Raw genomic sequence first — 18,323 nt, 5'->3', positions numbered from 1 at the left:
TAAGAGTCAAACCAAGGAAATGGGGAAAGCAGATGAATGAACAAATCGTAGAGAAACCAGCAGTTGCACTTATAGGGGTAACGACACGTACGACGAATGCCGAGGAAGCGGGAGCAAATGGACGTTTGCCTGGGCTATGGGATTCTTATTTCGCCAGCGGTATCGCTGACCGAGCACAGGTGAGTAATGGCCATCTGATCTATGCGCTGTATACCGAATACGAAAGTGATGCAAGTGGTGCATACACGGTGTTAATTGGACATGAGCGGACTAATGCAGAAGCTGAGCTGCCGGATGGATTAGAGCAGGTGACGATTCCGGAGGCTAAGTTTATGGTTTTCAAGACGAAGAAGGGTCCCGTGTATGAGGTCGTAGCGCAAGCGTGGGGTGAGATTTGGTCTTTTTTCGAGCATTCATCCATTGAGCGTACGTATTGCGGTGATTACGAGCTGTATGACGGTCGAACTTTTGACCCTGCGAATGCAGAGGTAGACATTTATATTGCGGTAAAATAAAAAACGGTTGTCTTCATGGGCTTATTCAGCCATGTGGACAACCGTTTTTGGCATGCTTTACGTACGCACGTTGCAGAAATTGCAGTGTAAGTTAAGAAGATAAGTGCGACAAGTCATTCTATTGCAGAAACTGCAGTGTAAGGGTAATTGATTAGGCTAACAGGCGAACTACTCCCCCTGATAATCCTGAACAAGAAGCTCCAGAGCGCCCGTCTCGGGGTCGAGGATAAATCCATGAACCGGAATGGCTTTAGGGAAGAGAGGGTGCTTACGAATCAATTTGACGCTGTGCATGACGCCTTCTTCAGAACTTGCAAAGCCCCGCAAAAATTTCTCCATACGTATGCCTGAATTCTCGAGCGTTTCAATGGCCAGAGGATCGATTCCATACTCTTGAAATTTGCTAACCATGCCTTCTGTATCGAGATTTGTCATACCGCAGCCATGATGGCCGATGACGAAAACTTCGCGTGCGCCAAGCTCGTATACGGCGATCAAGATGCTGCGCATCGCGCTTCCGAATGGCTGAGTCAGAATGGCGCCAGCATTTTTAATAAATTTAGCGTCGCCATTTTTTAAATTCAATGCTTTTGGCAAAAGCTCTACGAGCCTAGTGTCCATACAAGTAAGGACAGCAATCTTCTTATCGGGAAATTTGTCGGTCAAATACGCTTCATAATGCTTTTCTTCAACAAACTTTTTATTAAACTCCAATATTTGCGGAACCATGGACATATAATTCCCTCCAACCCAGTACGATTTTCTATTGTATATTTTTTATTATTCATAGAAAAAGGGGACTAGTCAAATATTGTTCTAGTGAATTAATCCGCTCAGCTTCGCTTTTTCCAGCATTTTGGTAGAATATCGGTTAATCCATTTCTTGAGGGCTAGACCAACCAACAGTGCAGCGCCAGCGAAAATGGCAAGAGCTATTAAATCCCGGGCAACGATATCCCATAAAATGCCGCCTACCGCTTCCCGCATCATGCTGATCGCGTAGGTGAAAGGCAAGAAGGGGTGAATCGCTTGAAAAAACGGCGGTGTTACTTGAATGGGGAACGTACCGCCTGATCCAGCAAGCTGAAGCACGAGCAGGACGATAGCCATCGCCTTGCCGACATTGCCGAATACAGATACAAGTGTATATACAATCAGCATGAACACTGCGCTCAAAATAACGCCAAACAGAATAAACCATAATTTATTAGCGACATACGCCTTAAGCAGCCATATATCGCCGACCGTAACAAGCAGTGATTGCACGATAGCAATCGTAAGGAAAGTCAGGTACCGCCCGAAATAAATGTGATAGCTGCGGTACGCGGTTTCTGCTGGATGAACGTCTACACTAAGCAGCGAAACGAGTAGAAGCGCACCAACCCATAGGGACAGTGTTGTGAAAAAAGGGGACATGGCTGATCCATAATTCGGTATCGGGAATAAACGATTCTCCTTGAGTATGACCGGCTCCGCGAAAAAAGCACCCTCGCGCTCGGCATCATTTTTGAGCAAATCGACGAGCTCGTTCAGATTCCCTTCCTTCTCTAGATCGCGAATGCGCTGAGCGAGTCCTTTGATCCTTTGCTCGGCTACGGGTAAGTTTTTTTGAATTTTCGTGAGCTCTTTCCCACCAAGCTCAAGTCCCTTAGCCGCATCGCTTACGATTAATGCAGCACTCGGAATCGTCTTGTTTGCCTCCGCTAATACGGACTCCGCTGTTGCTGCTGCTTTCTTCGCTTTGTCCGCTGCTTGTTTAATATGCGGTAAAATTTCACTATCATATCGGCGCAGCACATCCGTTAAGAAGGATGAGGTTTCTTTGGATAGGGTGCTTAGGCGATCGATAAGGGTTTGAGCAGGCTTTTCTCCTTTTTCGATAGCCGTATGAATTTGTTTAACAATAGTGAGCTGCTGCTGAAACCTTGTGTTTACCTGCTCTAGTCGATCTATTGTTGACACAAGTGCTTTGCTTGGGGCCAAATCATTCAAGCGATCAAGCAGATCCAGCATCCCGTCAGTTACGATGATTGCGCTCGCCAGACGCTGTTCTGCAAGCTCCAAGCTCGTTTTCACGACTTCAGGATCTATGGTTGTATCTTGTAATATGCCGACAAGCTCATCCATAGCGTTGGCTGTTTGCAGCAGCAGCTGCAAATCCTGCTTAATGAGCGGGCCAGCCGTGTCAAGCGCCGACGAACTTTGATCAAAAAAAGTACCGAGCTGCTTTGAGAATGCTTCACCGTCCTTCGCGAGCTGAGCAGCTTTAGGCAGCTCCTTTTGAACGGTTGCGACGATTTTCTTCGATTTCTCAACATCGGTAACCGCTAGTGCAACGGCTTCATTGATTTGGGGGAATAACGATTCCAATTTGAATACGGTACTGCGAACCTGTTCAATTGCGGGTTTGTTCTCTTCAAGCTCGATGCCAATTTGATTGAATATACGAAAAATCGTTTCGTTTGCGGTTTTGACAAAGCTTGCGCGAACCTGCTCAATAATGCCGCTCGCGCCCTTCTGGGCAATTTTTGGCGATACGGCGTTGATCTTCTCATTTACGGCATAGTCGAGCTCTGCTTGTTGTAAATTGTTTGATAATACCGTAGCCATTTTGGCAGAGAAATCGGCTGGAATCGTGATGCTGGCATAATAGTCGCCATGCTTAACGCCTTCAATGGCTTGCTTGTTCTCAACGAACACCCAGCCGATTTTTTTATTTTCCTTCAAGGAAGCTATAATTTCGTCCCCGACTTTAATGGGTGTGCCACGCAGCTCGGCGCCTTCATCGTTGTTCACGACGGCAATGGCTAGAGAGCTCGTCTGGCCGTATGGATCCCAGGACGCTTTAATGTTGAACCATGCATACAAAGACGGCAAAAAAGCGAGCCCGACAATTACGATGGCAGCTGCGCTGTTCCTGAAAATGCTGCGAAGATCTTTGGCGTAAATAGCGAATATAGGCCCCATGTTCTCACACCCTCAACAATGATTTACTTAGTATTGCTGAATAAGCCCAAAACTACACCACGGAATTGTCGCAGTGTTCCAGTAGGCATGCAGGAAAGCATAGAAAAAGCAGCATCCCAGGCGGTTTACGCCTTTGGATGCTGCTCTTTGCATGATTAACGCGCCTCGTCGGAAGCGGTATGGCTTTCATTAAATATTTCAGCGAGAAGCTCGAAGGAGCGAAGACGCGCTGCATGATCATAAACTTGGCTGACGACAATGAGCTCGTCGGCGCCAGTCTGCTCGATAAGGGAGTTTAGCTTGTCCTTTACGGTTGCTTTTGTGCCGGCAACGGTAAAGCTAAGCTGCTTTTGAACGATCATTTTCTCCTGCTCATTCCATAGGCCATCCATGCTGTCAACTGGCGGGTTCAGCTGTCCCATACGTCCTCGTATCAGGTTCAGGAATGCTTGCTCCTGAGAGGTGGCGAGGAATTTGGCTGCTTCGTCCGAATCTGCGACAATGACATTCAGACCAACCATGGCATAAGGCTTATCAAGCGCTTCTGATGGACGGAAGTTATCGCGATACAGCTTCAATGCGGGTAGGAGAAAATCCGGCGCAAAATGGCTGGCAAAAGCAAACGGAAGGCCGTGGTGACCGGCAAGCTGCGCGCTAAAGCCGCTGGAGCCAAGCAGCCAGATCGGAACATCTAGACCCTCGCCGGGAACAGCACGTGGCAAGACGCCACGTGATTCAGTGCTCGGATTGAAATAATGGCGAAGCTCATTCAATTGTTCAGGGAAATCCTCGCCATTGTTGCCAAGTCCGCGGCGCAGCGCACGGGCTGCAACCTGATCGGAGCCCGGCGCTCTTCCGAGCCCGAGATCGATACGGCCAGGATACATAGACTCGAGCGTGCCGAATTGCTCGGCTATGACGAGCGGCGCATGATTCGGAAGCATAATGCCGCCGGAGCCCACGCGGATTTTTTCTGTTCCAGCAGCTACGTAGCCAATAACAACCGAAGTTGCAGAGCTGGCGATTCCGGGCATATTATGGTGTTCGGCTAGCCAGAATCGGTTGTAGCCCCATTTTTCAGCGTTCTGGGCCAGATCAAGCGTGTTGTGAAAGGAATGAGCCGGCGTGCTTCCAGTAACGATCGGAGCTAGATCTAATATCGAAAAGGGAATGTTATGTTTTGTCATCGTAGCTTTTACCTCCCAAGAAATGCACAGCGGGGTAGCTTCTGCACGGATATAATACGTAAAACCCCAACGCCAGCAAAGGCGTGGGGCAGTATGTTAGGTCTATTATTGCGGATTTGTTGTCCAAATGCCGGCCGTTTTAATAAATACGCGATCAGGCAGTTTCAAGGTTGCAAGAACCAGTTCAGCCATATCCTCAGCTTGCATCATACGATCCTCGTCGCCTATTTTTAAACCTGCGTTTGATGCAAGCTCTGTGTTGACGGTGCTTGGCGTAAGGGCAGTTACACGAATGTTCGATTTACGAACTTCCTGCATAAGCGCCTCGGTCATACCCATTACAGCAAATTTAGAAGCACAGTAAGCGGAGCCTGTTGCAAAACCGCGTTCGCCAGCCGTAGAAGCAATATTAATGATGCTTCCGCCGCTTTGCTCAAGCATGGTCGGAAGTGCTGCGCGAGTCACATAGTAGGTTCCCAAAACATTCGTTTGGATGATGCGCTCCCATTGCTCGTGATCCATCTCCAGCAATGTGCCGAATGTTCCAATACCTGCATTGTTGATTAGAATATCGATGGAGCCTAGGCTCTCTTTGAGTGTCGCAATGGCTTGATCGACCTCGGATTTAACAGCCACATCGGCGGTTGCAATGAACACTTTCACCCCGTAAGTGCTTGAAAGCGAGGCTTGTAATGTTTCTAGGTCAGCGCTCGTGCGAGCAATAATCCCTAGGTTGACGCCTTCTGCTGCTAGCGAAGTGGCAATTGCTTTGCCGATGCCTTTTCCTGCGCCTGTGATGATAGCTGATCTATTTTTTAATTCCATGTTTATCTCTCCTCTATTCCATGTAGATTGATTGATTCGTATGAAGCGGCATAGATATGATATCCTCTTAATAAGGAATTTACTACGTTGTGTTTTATTATTGAGTTATATTCTACGAATTGCAAGTAGCAACTTTTTATTTGAAAATAGGTCAAAATGATGATGACGTTTCTTTCTTATGACTGCAATTATGTGATATTCAGCCAATTAGACGGATCATCGTTTACATTTGTAGGTTCGTAATATGTTTTGACGAAAGGAGTCGTATGTTTTGGGAGATCAGCATTTTAAAGAAACAGTAGAGTTGACCTTGAAAGTCATAGGCGGAAAATGGAAGCCAGTTATTCTTTGTCATTTAACCGATGGAACACATCGATTTGGCGAGCTAAAACGGGAGATGCCGGCCATAACGCAAAAAATGCTTACGCAGCAGCTGCGAGAATTAGAGGATGATGCGATCATCGATCGCAAGGTTTATACGCAGGTGCCGCCTAAGGTAGAGTATTCATTAACAGAGTACGGTCTAACTGTAAAGGAGCTGCTGAACGTCATGTCGCAATGGGGCGAGCAGCACCAAGAAAGAACAGCTCAGCTGCACGAAAAATGAATGGAATGAATTCTTATAGTTCCCATATGGGTACTACGTTACATAAAAGTGCGTACTTTTGTTTTCAGCAGTAACTCTCTACAATAGGCGTTGTAAGCTAAACAAACAAAACCTATGAGGAGTGAATAATAGATGAAATTGCAATTAGCATTGGATCTTGTTGATATTCAAGGGGCTATCGAAGTTGTGAAGCAGGTTGAGCCTTTTGTTGATGTAGTAGAAATTGGTACCCCGATCGTAATCAATGAAGGCTTGCACGCGGTCAAAGCGCTTAAGGATGCTTTTCCTAACATGACTGTGCTTGCGGATTTGAAGATCATGGATGCGGGCGGCTATGAAGTTATGAAAGCTTCCGAAGCTGGCGCGGATATCGTAACGATTCTTGGTGTAGCAGAGGATGCGAGCATCAAGGGTGCGGTCGATGAGGCTAAGAAACAAGGAAAACAAATATTGGTCGATATGATTGCCGTTAAAAACTTGGCAGAGCGTGCTGCTGAGGTTGATGCACTCGGCGTTGATTATATCTGTGTTCATACGGGCTATGATCTTCAAGCCGAAGGTCAAAACTCCTTTGAGGATTTGCGAACGATAAAAGCAGTAGTCAAAAATGCGAAGGTAGCTGTTGCAGGCGGTATTAAGCTGAGCACATTACCGGAGGTTATCGCTGTTGGTCCTGATCTGATCATCGTAGGCGGCGGTATTACAGGACAAGCCGACATCAAAGCAGCAGCTGCTGAAATGCAGCAATTGATTAAGCAAGGTTAATTCGAATGATGCCTAACCAACACAGTCTAGCTGCCATCATACAAGAGCTGAATCAAGCTTCAGATCAGCTTACAGAGGAACAAATGGAGCTTCTCTCTGAAGCTATTGGCTCGGCTGGACGCATATTTGTAGCAGGAGCAGGCCGCTCGGGACTGATGATGCGGGCATTCGCGATGAGACTTATGCATCTCGGCTTGGATGTGTACGTCGTAGGCGAGACGGTTACCCGCAGCCTAAGCAAAGGCGATCTGCTCCTGATTGGCTCTGGCTCCGGCGAGACAAAATCGCTGGTGCCGATGGCGGAAAAAGCGAAAAGCTTGGAAGCAGCGGTAGGTGTATTAACGCTCTCACCAGCATCGACAATCGGCACTTTGGCTGATGTTGTCGTGAAGCTGCCAGGCGCCCCGAAGGATCAAGCAGCGAATGAAGCGACTACGATTCAACCGATGGGCTCATTATTTGAGCAGATGCTGTTGATTGTATGTGATGCGATCATTTTGCGATTGATGGAGAAGCAGGCATTAAGCGGTCAGGCGATGTATGGCAATCATGCTAATTTAGAATAACAATGGTGTAGAAGGGACGTTCACTTCGGTTTAATTTGGCCGGTGATCGTCCCTTTTTGTATTTCTAACGACTAGGATCTATTCGTAATAAGGGCTCGATAGCGAAGGCGATCCGGAAGCGAAGGCTCTCCAATGGATCTTTGAGCTTTATGCCCATCAGCTTCTCACATTTGTCTAAACGATAAATAACAGTATTGCGGTGCACAAAGAGCCGTTTAGCCGTTTCGACGAGCTGGCACTGGGTATCATAGTAATTATTCAGCGTTCGCATCAGCTCCTTTTGCTCGGTCTCTTCAATAGAAGAGAAGCACTGAAACGTTTCCGCATAAAATTGCTTCAGCTCATCATCTGGAATCATCCGGAAGAGATAGCTGATATCCTTGGATTGATAAGACTGAATAAACCTCGTTTTTTTCATTTGATAGCCGATTTGCAGCGCTTTGACTGCCTCGTTATAAGAGAGTCCAATGTCGAGTACGTTAGTCACAGGGTTGCCGATGCCAAGCGAGATGCTAAGCTGGGATTGCTCAAAGAGCTGAGAGCTCATAGCAGACAGATGCTTTAGAAACACGCTTTCCTCCCATTCGGTCTCTTGAATGAAACAGAGCATGCCGAACAAATCATTTTTGGTAAACATGACGAATACTTCACCCAGCAAAGAAAAATGGCGCTTAATCAGCTCATATTGTACATCCCGCTCAGAAATTAGACGCTCATCGAATAAAGATGCAGCGTTATTTGTTATGTCCTCTCGCGAGCCAGTCTGCTCGTCTTTCCGCGCGGCTAAGAGGAGATATTTTCCTTTTTGCTTTAGACCGTATTTCTTGCCACGATGCAGAGCCTCATGCTCGGAGCCGATGAAACCATCAATTAAATCGGAGAAAAATTCATTTTTGTACCGACGTGAGCGTTCCTTCACCGCCTGACGCTTCGACATTTCCATACCAATGACATTAGAAGCCTGTTCTAGCGTTAAGTCATGCTGGTTGGAAGAAGCCTGTTTAGGCTGGAATGCAATCAAATAACCCTCATGCCTATAGGTGGATATCGGATAAATCGCTACATGGCGATATTCGTGTAATGCGGGATCGAGCAAGCAGTGATGCACTGCGGTTTGCAGTGAAGGTAGATTGCTTAGAACGTCTTGGGCAGCTGATATGAGCGGCAGCATCCTCGTTTGCTTGAAGTGATGGGAGTGTGCAGTAACCTGCAGCTTGCTGCTAAGCAGCAGTACAGGCGAGCAAAGCAGCTGCGTTAGAGCGGTTATGATCTCGGGAATTCCGTTTCCTTTCATGATCATTGAAGCAAATTGTTTGTGGACTGTGAGGGAGTGCTGCAGTTCATCATTTTTATTATCTAAAATAACGCTGGTCGAGCGCTGCAAGATTTCTCCGAGTGAATGCTCGACCGAAGAGATTTCGATAATCGGAAACTGAATACGATCAGCCTCGTCCTTGACCTCTTGGGGGATGTCGAGTGCAAAACGTCTCGTTTTCACCGCCAGACCGGAGCATTTCAATTGATTCATCATCGTCATAAGATTAAGCAGCGTTTCAGGCTTCTCCTTCATGAAGTAGCCGTTCGTAAGCAGCAGCTCACCGGGTCTCAAGAAATGGATGATATCAGGGGCATCCATAATATTTACGGTTTGAACGACACGTGATAAGCCGCTATGGCCTGCAATGACCTGTGAATTGGAAAATATAGCATTGGACAGCAATTGCTCGAGCAGCACCCTCATCCATCCTTCTTTGTTTTATTTTATGATATAAAAACTAACATCAATTTATGATGATGTAAAGAGTATGCTGGATGTTTGATCTAAAATAAAGACAAATTTTTGGATCAATCGAACAATGACAGTTCATATGAGAGAAGGGTATGCTCTTTTCAAGGGATTCAATGTTAAATAACATAACATGAACGATGGGTGAGCCTCTTCATAAGACTCGTCTCATCATCCACATGAATAGTCATAAACAGAGGTGAGGGCATTGCTCGATTTACTCCTTATGCAGGTACGTTTACAGAATGAAATAAGGCTCATGGATATTGGGATTCGGCAGGGAAAGATCGAGTACATAGCTCCGAGTGGAGGTGAGTTTGTACCAGATGCGCATCTAATAGAGCACGCTGCTGGCGGGATGCTGCTGCCGGGTTTTGTGGAGCCGCATATTCATCTTGAGAAAGCTTATCTGCTCTCGCGGATGGCTCAGGAAGCAGCCTCTTTATCTGATGCGATTCGAATGACTGCTGATATGAAGCATGGCTTCACTCGTACAGATATGGAGGCTCGTTCGCTTGCTGTTATTCGCGAAGCGATTCGCAGCGGGGTCACTCATATGCGCTGTCATGCGGAGGTTGATCCTATCCTTGGTTTGACTGCCTTTGAGGCTGGGCTTGAGCTGAAGGAAAAGGTAAAGCATGCGCTTGATATACAAATTGTCGTGTTTCCTCAGGAGGGAATATTCAAAAGTCCAGGTACGGCTGAGCTCATGGATGAAGCGATGCGGTCCGGAGGCGACGTGGTAGGCGGCATTACGTATCAGGACGCTAATCTTGAAGCGCATCTGCAGTTTGTCTTCGAGCTGGCGGAGAAATACGGCAAGCCGATCGATTTCCACGCTGATTTCTCTGATAACCCTGAGCAGCTTGCCATTTCTGATATTGCTGGCAGAACGATTGCAGCAGGGATGCAAGGACTTGTCTCCGCAGGACATGTAACCTCGTTAGGTTCGCTGGAACGCAGGCAGGCGGAACCTGTTGCAGAGCTGATCAAGGAAGCAGATCTTCATATTATGAGCCTGCCGGCTACCGATTTGTTTATCAACGGCCGAGGTGATCAGGAGAAGCAGCGGCGCGGGCTTACGCCGATAAGTTTGCTGCTAGAGAAGGGCGTGAATGTTGTGGTCGGCGTTAACAATGTACGCAATCCATTTACCCCGTTCGGTAAAGCCGATCCACTTGAAACCGCATGGCTGCTTGCGGTAACCGCATATATGGGCGGTGAAAGTGATGCTCGTCAACTGATTAAAATGCTGACGGAAGGGGCCGCAAGGGCGCTTGGGATTAAGAGCTATGGACTGCGGCTGGGTTCACAAGCGGATATGGTGTTATTTGCGGTACCGACCGAACGGGATATTCTACTGGATAAGCCGGAGCACAGAACGGTGTGGAAACGCGGTGTTAAGGTGGCGGAAACCCGAGTCACGAGCAGCTTGCAAGGTATGTAAGAACCGTAAACGGCTTTGCCGTCCTTCGGATGCGAAATAAATTCTTATATTATTAAAAACCAATATAGAGGAGTGTGTTTTCGGATGAGGAAGCTTACAAGCAATAAATGGACGTTAGGATTGCTGGTTGTTGTCATGATGTGGGTGCTGGCTGCATGCGGCGCTGGGGGAAATGGAAAGGAATCAGAGGCAGCGGGAGCACCTGCTGGAAATGAAGCAGCGGGGAGCAAGGAGCCGATTTTAATCGGAATGTCGACGGAAGCGACAGGCGATAACGCGATGAACTCGGTTAACCTTTATCAAGGCGTTCAAGTAGCGGTTGATCAGATCAATGCGAAAGGCGGCATCAATGGACGCCTTGTTGAGCTCGTCGTACGCGATACGGAGCAAAACCCAACACGCGGTATCAGCATCATTCGTGATTTTAGCCAGAAGGAGAAAGTGCTTGCTGCAATCGGCGGTTTCCATAGTACCGTTATGCTGGCACAATCGCCGATCATTATGGAGGAGAAGTTCCCGTTCATGGTTGCAACTTCGAATGTCCCTGCATCCGTGGAGTCCGGCATGCCTTGGACATTTGGCGTACGGATGAACGCTAACATAACGGCGCAATATGCGCTCAAATTTATCAAAGAACATTTTAATACGACAAATATCGCGGTATTGCACGAGAATGGCGGTTACGGTAAAGGTGCCGCAGCAGCGATGACCAAGGTGCTGGAATCGGAAGGATTGAAGCCCGTGGCAGTCGAGTCCTTTGACAATGCGAAGGATAAAGATATGACGGCACAAGTTAATCGTGCGAAGCAAGCGGGAGCAGAAGTGATTTACTTGTTCGGCCAAGGGGCAGCTAATGGGTATGTTCTGCAAGCAATGGATAAGCTTGGCTGGAAGGTACCGATTGTAGGCGAGAACGGCATGGCGAATAAAGGAGCTCAAGAGGTTGGCAAGGAGCTGGCAGAAGGAACGTACGCGATCCAAACGGCAAACTTTAATGTGGAACAAACTCGCGAGACGGCAAAGGTGTTTTTGGCGGACTTCACAGCTAAGTTTGGCCATATCCCGACGACTTTCGCATCGGCTGCGCAAGGTTATGATGGAGCTATGATGATTTTTCAAGCTATTGAGAAGGTTGGCTTGACTGGTGATTTGAAGAAGGATCGCGAGGCTATCAAGAATACGCTGGAGACAAATCTTGGTGCTTACAGCGGTGTTATTAAAGATTGGGAGCAGGCGTTCACATCTGAAAATCATGATGCAGTAGATGTGAATTCTTATCTGATGTGTGTGTGGAAGGACGGAAAACTCGTTATTGCAGATAAGCAGTAAGTCATTAAATAGGAAAGAGGGATGGACATGTCGCTTATACTCCAGCTCATGATTAGCGGGCTCTCGGTTGGATGTCTATATGCCTTGATCGCGCTTGGTTACAGCTTGACGTTTGTGGTGAATGGAACACTGAATATGTCGCAGGGTCAGCTGGTCATGCTTGGCGGAGTGCTTATGTACGGCTTTGCCGAGCTTCTGCATCTCCCTTTCTTCATCTCCTTCGTACTTGCTGCACTTATCGTAGGTCTGCTGAATCTAGGCATTGAGAGACTTGCGATCCGCAAGTTCGACAAAGGCGCGAATTCGATCGAGTGGGTGCTCAGCACGATAGCGGTAGGCATTATCATTCAAGATGTTTCCCTCTACATTAACGGTCCGGATGAAGGGGTAACCCCTTCTCCGGTAGGTGATGAGATGCTTCGTATATTTGGCGCAGGCATCTACTGGAAGGAATTTATTTTTCTGCCGGTCGTAGGTATCCTGCTGCTGTTGTTGATTTTGTTTTATAAGAAATCACATTGGGGCTTATGGCTTCGAGCGACTGCAGACAATCGGACAGCAGTCGAAATCATGGGTGTGAGCAGCAATAAAATTGTTGCGGTTGCTTATGTGCTGAGCGGCCTGCTGGCAGGCATCGGAGGAGCTTTAATGTCTACCAATTATGCGGTTTCTGTCGATATCGGGCTGCCGCTGGGACTTAAGGCCATTTCTGTAGCTATTCTAGCGGGTGTTAATAATCCGAAGGGCATTGTTGCAGCCGGACTCATGTTGGGTATTTCTGAAGCTTTCATCGGGCAATACATTTCGACGGCGTTCCGAGAAATGTTTGTTTATGGATTAGTTATTCTAGTGTTGTATTGGAAGCCTATGGGCTTGTTCAATGCTCGCAAAACGATCGTGAAAGTGTAATTTCGAACCGTCAGGAGGTGCGCAGTTGAATCAACTTACAGGAAAAAGTTTTAGTTACCGCGCTGCAGCCGTGTGGATTGTCGGTATTGCAGCCATAGGGCTGCTTGCCGCAGGGCCTTGGATGGTCGATACGTATTACCTTAACCTAATGTTTATGATCGGAATTTTCGTTATCACATGCACAGGCATGAATATTTTAATTGGCTATTGCGGTATCGTCTCCATCGGTCATGCGGGCTTGATGGCAATTGGCGCTTACATGTCTTCCTTTCTTAGTACAAAATATGGCTTGTCGTTCTGGACGGTGGTGCTGATCGGTATGCTGGTATCCCTACTCATTGGCAGCTTGATCGCCATTCCAACCATCAGAGCGGGAGGCGTTTATTTATCGATGATTACAATCGCCTTCGGTGTCGTCATACATGAGGTGCTCATTCGTTGGGATGCCTTCTCAGGCGGGCCGCTAGGCATTTCTGGTATTGCGAAGCCGCAAGTCGCCGATTATATTTTCGATCTGAAAGGGATGTATTTATTCGTACTTGCTGTATGTGTAGTTGTACTGCTGCTCGCTCGTAATTTACGCCGATCTTCATGGGGAAGGGCAATGATTGCAACGAAGGAAAATGAAATTGCCGCAGCATCGCTTGGTATTCGCAAGTTTGCGGTTCAATACGCTGGGTTTGCGATCAGCTCCGTGCTCGCTGGTTTATCAGGTGCTATATACGCACATACCAATAGCTTTATTAGTCCGGACACATACCATTTTCAGACTTCTGTTCAATTGGTTCTAATCGTTATTTTGGGCGGAGCGGGCAGAGTGCTGGGACCTGTTATAGGAGCGATTATTATCGTGTTTTTGCCAGAGGTGCTCGATATGGAGAAGCTTCGGATGGCTCTATACGGCGGTATTATGTTCGCGGTTCTATTTTTTCTGCCAAAAGGCATTGTCGGTACGATTGCTGGCTGGTTGGCGCCGCGCAAGGGCAAGCTTGCGGGTGAAGGGGAAAGGATGTCATCAGGGAAATCAGCTGAGGAAATCGAACTGTTTGCGGCAGCGCTTCGGGCAAGAAATAAGCAAATGCTTGTTCTTGAAGGCATCAATAAACATTTTGGCGGACTGCATGCATTGAAGGATGTGAGCCTTTCGGTAACCTCCGGTACAATTCATTCGCTGGTCGGTCCGAACGGAGCAGGTAAAACGACGCTGCTTAACGTAATTTCAGGATTGTACGCCTCTGATCAAGGCTCGTTTAGCCTACATGGGGAGAAGCTTATTCCTCGTTCATTATCTGCCGTTGCGGAACTTGGCATTGCCCGAACATTTCAGCATTCTCGGTTATTCAAGGAGCTGACAGTGCTCGAGAACGTCATGACCGGCATGATGAAGCGGGAGCGCAGCAGCCTAGCATCGTCGCTTATACGATCGCCAAAGCAGCTTCGAGCAGAAAGGCGAATGGAGGAGCGCTCGCATGCACTATTGGACCTTATTGGCTACGCGGGTGATCGGCAAATGCCAGCAAGTCAGCTGCCGTACGGTCATCAGCGGATGGTGGAAATTGCGCGTGCTTTAGCTACAGCGCCAAGCCTGCTTTTGCTGGATGAGCCGGCAGCAGGAATGACTACCGCTGAGATTGAGCAGCTGGAGCAGCTGCTGCGCAAGCTTGTTAAATATGGGATGACGGTCATTTTAATTGAGCATCATATGGACTTTGTACAGCGCGTATCCGATACGGTTACTGTGCTTGATTTTGGCAAAATTATCGGAACTGGCCAGCCAGAGCAAATGCTAAGCGATCCCCGCGTTATTCAAGCTTATTTAGGCGGAGAGGAGGTTGCTGTCAGTGCTGAGCATTAAAGGATTAGACGTTCGATACGGTGCCATTCACGCGTTAAAAGGAATTGACGTAGAGCTAAATGAAGGCGAGATTGTAGCGGTTATCGGCTCTAACGGTGCTGGTAAAACAACGCTGCTGCAATCGGTGCTTGGGCTTGTTCGCCCACATGCAGGTGTAATTGAGCTGGACGGAACGCCGATTACCTTTCTATCTGCGAACCGAACATCAAACCTTGGTGTGTCACTTGTGCCGGAGGGCCGCGAAGTGTTTGGTACGTTATCAGTTGCTGAAAACCTGCGAATGGGGCTCAAGAGGAAAATTGGCTCCGTATCAAAACCTCAGTTTGAAAAGGAGCTGGATCTTGTATTTGAGCGGTTTCCTCGGCTATTTGAGCGGAGGAATCAGCTTGCTTACACACTAAGTGGCGGTGAGCAGCAGATGCTTGTGTTATCGAGAGCTATGATCAGCAAGCCTAAGCTATTGCTGCTCGATGAGCCTTCACTTGGGCTCGCGCCTATCATTGTGAATGAAATCTTCGCCACCATAAAAGCATTGGCTGATGATGGTACATCGATTCTGCTTGTTGAGCAGATGGCACATAAGGCGCTATCGATTGCGAAGCGCGGTTATGTTGTAGATAATGGGAGTATAGCAATGCATGGCTCGTCCTCCGTATTGCTGCATGATGATCGTATGATAAAAGCATATTTGGGCGCACACTAACGAAATAAAGAGGCAGAGGGTGACAGAAATGAGCATCACACAACTAAATCGAGTTCTTATTAATGATCGTTTATTTGATATTACGCTAGATTTACAGAAGGGTATTATTTCAAAAATAACGGCAAGCAGTAGTGATTCTGCGGGCGTGAATACAGATGGCGTAAGGGATGCTGAAGGCCTGCAATACTTGCCGGCGACAACGGATATGCATATTCATCTGGACAAACATTTTTTGGGTGAGCCGTGGAAACCGCTGCAGCCTTTCATAACATTGCCTGGGCAATTATCGTTTGAGAAGTCGATGCTTGCTTCGCTTCCGACTACGGCAGCAGAGCGTGCGCGTCGGCTTATCGATCTGCTACTCAGCCATGGTACCACCAAAATTCGGACGCATGTGGACGTTGATCCAGAGCTCGGTATCTCGCATTTGGAGGATGTGCTTCAAGTTCGAGAAGAGTACCGCGGGGTCATGGAAATGGAGATCGTCGCTTTCCCGCAGCAGGGACTGCTTCGATCAGATTCTTTGCAAGTAATGAAGGAGGCCATGCGTGCAGGTGCCGAATACGTCGGGGGTGTCGATCCAGCGGGACTGGATCGCAAGGTTGATCGAAGTCTTGAGGCTATATTTGAGCTCAGCGCTGAATTTAATGCCGGCGTAGATCTTCACTTGCATGATCCAGGTCACTTGGGCTTGTATACGATTAGCCGCTTCGCCGAATTGACAGCACAAGCGGATAAACGCGGAAGAACGGCTGTCAGCCATGCGTATTGCTTGGGGCAAGTGACCGAAGCAGAGTCCAAAGAGCTTGCCCAGCAGTTGAGGTCAAATGACGTGGCGATCATTACGAGTGTTCCGCTCGATAGACCAATGCCGCGCGTTGATCAGCTGGTTGTGGAAGGCGTCCGCGTTCATGTCGGTTCTGACAATATTCTTGATGCTTGGAGTCCTTTCGGTAACGGTGATTTGCTTGCAAGAGGCGCCAAGCTGGCAGAAAAATTCGGCTGGATACTTGATGATGAGCTGCTGCAAACCTATCCGCTTATTTCCGCTGGGACGCTAGAACCGAAGGAGGGCGACCCTGCTAGCTTTATGCTAGTGGCTGCTTTGAATGCGAAACATGCGCTTGCATATGCTCCGGCTCGTACCGCGACTTTCTCTAATGGGAAGCTGGTTGGCGGCAAATGGGCGGAGCAGAGGCTTAAGGGATCGGCAAATGGATATACTAGCGATTGTTTCGGTTTACTTATTTGACACGAAACCAAAAGGTGTCATATAATCTCATTACGAAACCAAATGGTTTCGTAATGTCGAAAATAATATGCAAAAATACACCTTATGGAGGTCATATAATGGAAAACAACAATAAGCAGGGCACGCTGCCTGATATTAGACAAACGCTGGTTCTTAACGCGCCGATTCAGAAAGTATGGGATGCAGTCGCAACATCTGAGGGCATCGCAGCCTGGTTTATGCCGAATAATTTTCGAGCTGAGTTGGGCTATGAGTTTCATTTGGAAGCAGGACCTTTCGGCAATTCTCCTTGTAAAGTAACCGTACTTGAACCGCCGACATGCCTTACTTTTGAATGGGGCAAGGATTGGTCGTTGACCTTCGAATTGACTGATTTGCAAGGCAAAACGGAGTGTACACTTATTCACTCCGGCTGGGATGTGAATAAGGTTACGGAATTCGGACAGTCGCATGAGGAGGTTCATGGTAGAATGTCTGGTGGCTGGATCGGTCTTGTTCAAAATCTAAGCAAGTATGTAGAGGCCTAAGATGGCTGAGCCCGCACCAAAGCATGATGTTTTTCAAGCAATTGCTGATCCAACGCGTCGCAAACTGCTGCATTTGCTTGGAGACGAGGAGCTGCCGGTCACCGTTATAAGCGGTCATTTTACGATGAGTCGTACAGCAGTATCCAAGCATTTGCGTGTTTTGGCGGATGCTGGACTCGTGAAGGACCGGAAGGTTGGGCGGGAAACGCGGTATCGGCTCGACCCGGAGCCGCTCCTTGAGCTGAAACGGTGGCTGGCCTATTACGAGCGTTATTGGGAAAATAAACTGTTCGCGCTTAAGCGCTTTGTCGAAGCAGATGACGCCACCTCTGAGGACACCTATTAGCCTTGAATTGATAAAAGGTATTCGTATTGTCAGTTATGAGTTGATACGCTCGGCGTTTAACCCTTTTTTTGTAGGGAGTGGCGGCTGAGTGCGTAGGGTGTGCGCTTGTAAAGTGTGCAAGGAGTGTGAGTGTGGATTGTGCGTGCACCGCGCGTGGAGTGTGAATAAGCGCAGAAGTGCACCTGTTTTTAACAAATCAGATGGAAATGGCGCAACTAGGTGCATAAGTGCATCTAGTTGAGCAGATTTGAAAAGTAGTTGGCGGAATAGGTGCATTTATGCGCTTAGATGAAGCTGCTGCGGCTAAGCGGGGTGCTCACTTAGCTAGCTTGGCTAGCCAGGCTTTGTATTCACGGCTTTTTTTAGGGAGTGGCGGCTGTATGCGCGGGAGCGTGCGTGAAGCGAGAGTGTACCGTGTGTAGTGTGTGTGAACCGTGAGTGGAGTGTGAATAAGCGCAGAAGTGCACCTGTTTTTAACAAATCAGATGGAAATAGCGCAACTAGGTGCACAAGTGCATCTAGTTGAGCAGAATTGAAAAGTAATTGGCGGAATAGGTGCATTTATGCGCTTAGATAAAGCTGCTGCGTGCAATGCGGGGGGCTCCCCCATCCCAAGCAGACCTTTTTCAAAAAAGATCAGACTTCTAATATCTTTTGGTCCGATTGCTGTTGTGGAGCGGGATTCTAGCAAATAAGATGAGCGCGCGCTATTGATTTGTTTAAGTGGATGACAGCGT

Annotated in this window: 17 protein-coding genes; 12 read left to right on the top strand and 5 right to left on the bottom strand. The window is 47.8% G+C overall.

Annotation, left to right across the window (positions count from 1 at the left end; translation table 11 throughout):
- Positions 1-32 precede the first annotated feature (32 nt).
- A complete protein-coding gene (locus tag AC787_RS15520; RefSeq protein WP_054025605.1) occupies positions 33-515 on the top strand; it encodes a GyrI-like domain-containing protein in 483 nt (160 codons plus the stop codon).
- 168 nt (positions 516-683) lie between these two features.
- On the opposite strand, the gene AC787_RS15515 is transcribed toward AC787_RS15520, so the two are convergent.
- The 4 genes from AC787_RS15515 to AC787_RS15500 all read right to left on the bottom strand — a co-directional run bounded on the left by AC787_RS15515 (position 684) and on the right by AC787_RS15500 (position 5,494).
- Positions 684-1,250: a beta-class carbonic anhydrase gene (locus AC787_RS15515; protein WP_054025604.1), complete on the bottom strand. Its 567-nt coding sequence runs from the start codon at positions 1,248-1,250 to the stop codon at positions 684-686.
- An 81-nt stretch (positions 1,251-1,331) separates the two neighbouring features.
- Positions 1,332-3,482, bottom strand: coding sequence for a YhgE/Pip domain-containing protein (locus AC787_RS15510; protein WP_054025603.1), 2,151 nt, complete (start codon positions 3,480-3,482; stop codon positions 1,332-1,334).
- A gap of 155 nt (positions 3,483-3,637) precedes the next feature.
- Positions 3,638-4,669, bottom strand: a complete 1,032-nt coding sequence (locus AC787_RS15505; RefSeq protein WP_054025602.1) for an LLM class flavin-dependent oxidoreductase — start codon at positions 4,667-4,669, stop codon at positions 3,638-3,640.
- A gap of 105 nt (positions 4,670-4,774) precedes the next feature.
- Positions 4,775-5,494: a 3-ketoacyl-ACP reductase gene (locus AC787_RS15500; RefSeq protein ID WP_054025601.1), complete on the bottom strand. Its 720-nt coding sequence runs from the start codon at positions 5,492-5,494 to the stop codon at positions 4,775-4,777.
- Positions 5,495-5,765: 271 nt separating this feature from the next.
- On the opposite strand from AC787_RS15500, the gene AC787_RS15495 reads away from it, so the two are divergent.
- The 3 genes from AC787_RS15495 (at position 5,766) to hxlB (ending at position 7,432) form a co-directional block, all read left to right on the top strand.
- Positions 5,766-6,101: a winged helix-turn-helix transcriptional regulator gene (locus AC787_RS15495; protein WP_054025600.1), complete on the top strand. Its 336-nt coding sequence runs from the start codon at positions 5,766-5,768 to the stop codon at positions 6,099-6,101.
- A gap of 132 nt (positions 6,102-6,233) precedes the next feature.
- Positions 6,234-6,866, top strand: a complete 633-nt coding sequence (gene hxlA / locus AC787_RS15490) for a 3-hexulose-6-phosphate synthase (protein WP_054025599.1) — start codon at positions 6,234-6,236, stop codon at positions 6,864-6,866.
- Between the two features lie 8 nt (positions 6,867-6,874).
- Positions 6,875-7,432 (top strand): 6-phospho-3-hexuloisomerase, encoded by a 558-nt coding sequence (gene hxlB / locus AC787_RS15485; RefSeq protein WP_054027087.1) that lies wholly within the window; start codon positions 6,875-6,877, stop codon positions 7,430-7,432.
- A 64-nt stretch (positions 7,433-7,496) separates the two neighbouring features.
- On the opposite strand, the gene AC787_RS15480 is transcribed toward hxlB, so the two are convergent.
- Positions 7,497-9,167: a PucR family transcriptional regulator gene (locus tag AC787_RS15480; protein WP_054025598.1), complete on the bottom strand. Its 1,671-nt coding sequence runs from the start codon at positions 9,165-9,167 to the stop codon at positions 7,497-7,499.
- A 259-nt stretch (positions 9,168-9,426) separates the two neighbouring features.
- On the opposite strand from AC787_RS15480, the gene AC787_RS15475 reads away from it, so the two are divergent.
- The 8 genes from AC787_RS15475 (at position 9,427) to AC787_RS15440 (ending at position 17,586) form a co-directional block, all read left to right on the top strand.
- Positions 9,427-10,665: an amidohydrolase family protein gene (locus AC787_RS15475; protein ID WP_054025597.1), complete on the top strand. Its 1,239-nt coding sequence runs from the start codon at positions 9,427-9,429 to the stop codon at positions 10,663-10,665.
- An 84-nt stretch (positions 10,666-10,749) separates the two neighbouring features.
- Positions 10,750-11,994, top strand: a complete 1,245-nt coding sequence (locus AC787_RS15470) for an ABC transporter substrate-binding protein (protein WP_054025596.1) — start codon at positions 10,750-10,752, stop codon at positions 11,992-11,994.
- A 27-nt stretch (positions 11,995-12,021) separates the two neighbouring features.
- Positions 12,022-12,903 carry a branched-chain amino acid ABC transporter permease gene (locus AC787_RS15465; protein WP_054025595.1) on the top strand — a complete coding sequence of 294 codons (882 nt, stop codon included), beginning with the start codon at positions 12,022-12,024 and terminating at the stop codon, positions 12,901-12,903.
- A 25-nt stretch (positions 12,904-12,928) separates the two neighbouring features.
- Complete coding sequence (locus AC787_RS15460; protein WP_054025594.1) at positions 12,929-14,758, top strand: ABC transporter permease subunit; 1,830 nt, start codon at positions 12,929-12,931, stop codon at positions 14,756-14,758.
- A complete protein-coding gene (locus AC787_RS15455; RefSeq protein WP_200930714.1) occupies positions 14,745-15,461 on the top strand; it encodes an ABC transporter ATP-binding protein in 717 nt (238 codons plus the stop codon). Before AC787_RS15460 ends, AC787_RS15455 begins: the two co-directional genes overlap by 14 nt.
- A gap of 28 nt (positions 15,462-15,489) precedes the next feature.
- The gene (locus AC787_RS15450) at positions 15,490-16,713 is read left to right on the top strand and encodes an amidohydrolase family protein (RefSeq protein WP_082360990.1); all 1,224 of its coding nucleotides are present in this window, start codon (positions 15,490-15,492) and stop codon (positions 16,711-16,713) included.
- Positions 16,714-16,811: 98 nt separating this feature from the next.
- The gene (locus tag AC787_RS15445; protein ID WP_054025593.1) at positions 16,812-17,240 is read left to right on the top strand and encodes an SRPBCC family protein; all 429 of its coding nucleotides are present in this window, start codon (positions 16,812-16,814) and stop codon (positions 17,238-17,240) included.
- Between the two features lies 1 nt (position 17,241).
- Positions 17,242-17,586 carry an ArsR/SmtB family transcription factor gene (locus tag AC787_RS15440; protein WP_054025592.1) on the top strand — a complete coding sequence of 115 codons (345 nt, stop codon included), beginning with the start codon at positions 17,242-17,244 and terminating at the stop codon, positions 17,584-17,586.
- Positions 17,587-18,323: the final 737 nt, after the last annotated feature.

The organism is Bacillus sp. FJAT-28004 (genome assembly GCF_001280845.1).
Taxonomy (GTDB): domain Bacteria; phylum Bacillota; class Bacilli; order Paenibacillales; family Paenibacillaceae; genus Pristimantibacillus.
The sequence above is the reverse complement of the archived record's forward strand: the minus strand, read 5'-3'. Positions and strand labels throughout refer to the sequence as shown.

What these genes read in the sequence shown, in the direction of transcription:
- AC787_RS15500 (WP_054025601.1), bottom strand. Translation starts at nt 5,494, where the DNA reads ATGGAATTAAAAAATAGATCAGCTATCATCACAGGCGCAGGAAAAGGC.
- AC787_RS15515 (WP_054025604.1), bottom strand. Translation starts at nt 1,250, where the DNA reads ATGTCCATGGTTCCGCAAATATTGGAGTTTAATAAAAAGTTTGTTGAA.
- AC787_RS15450 (WP_082360990.1), top strand. Translation starts at nt 15,490, where the DNA reads ATGAGCATCACACAACTAAATCGAGTTCTTATTAATGATCGTTTATTT.
- hxlB (WP_054027087.1), top strand. Translation starts at nt 6,875, where the DNA reads ATGCCTAACCAACACAGTCTAGCTGCCATCATACAAGAGCTGAATCAA.
- AC787_RS15520 (WP_054025605.1), top strand. Translation starts at nt 33, where the DNA reads ATGAATGAACAAATCGTAGAGAAACCAGCAGTTGCACTTATAGGGGTA.
- AC787_RS15510 (WP_054025603.1), bottom strand. Translation starts at nt 3,482, where the DNA reads ATGGGGCCTATATTCGCTATTTACGCCAAAGATCTTCGCAGCATTTTC.
- hxlA (WP_054025599.1), top strand. Translation starts at nt 6,234, where the DNA reads ATGAAATTGCAATTAGCATTGGATCTTGTTGATATTCAAGGGGCTATC.
- AC787_RS15445 (WP_054025593.1), top strand. Translation starts at nt 16,812, where the DNA reads ATGGAAAACAACAATAAGCAGGGCACGCTGCCTGATATTAGACAAACG.
- AC787_RS15440 (WP_054025592.1), top strand. Translation starts at nt 17,242, where the DNA reads ATGGCTGAGCCCGCACCAAAGCATGATGTTTTTCAAGCAATTGCTGAT.
- AC787_RS15505 (WP_054025602.1), bottom strand. Translation starts at nt 4,669, where the DNA reads ATGACAAAACATAACATTCCCTTTTCGATATTAGATCTAGCTCCGATC.
- AC787_RS15465 (WP_054025595.1), top strand. Translation starts at nt 12,022, where the DNA reads ATGTCGCTTATACTCCAGCTCATGATTAGCGGGCTCTCGGTTGGATGT.
- AC787_RS15470 (WP_054025596.1), top strand. Translation starts at nt 10,750, where the DNA reads ATGAGGAAGCTTACAAGCAATAAATGGACGTTAGGATTGCTGGTTGTT.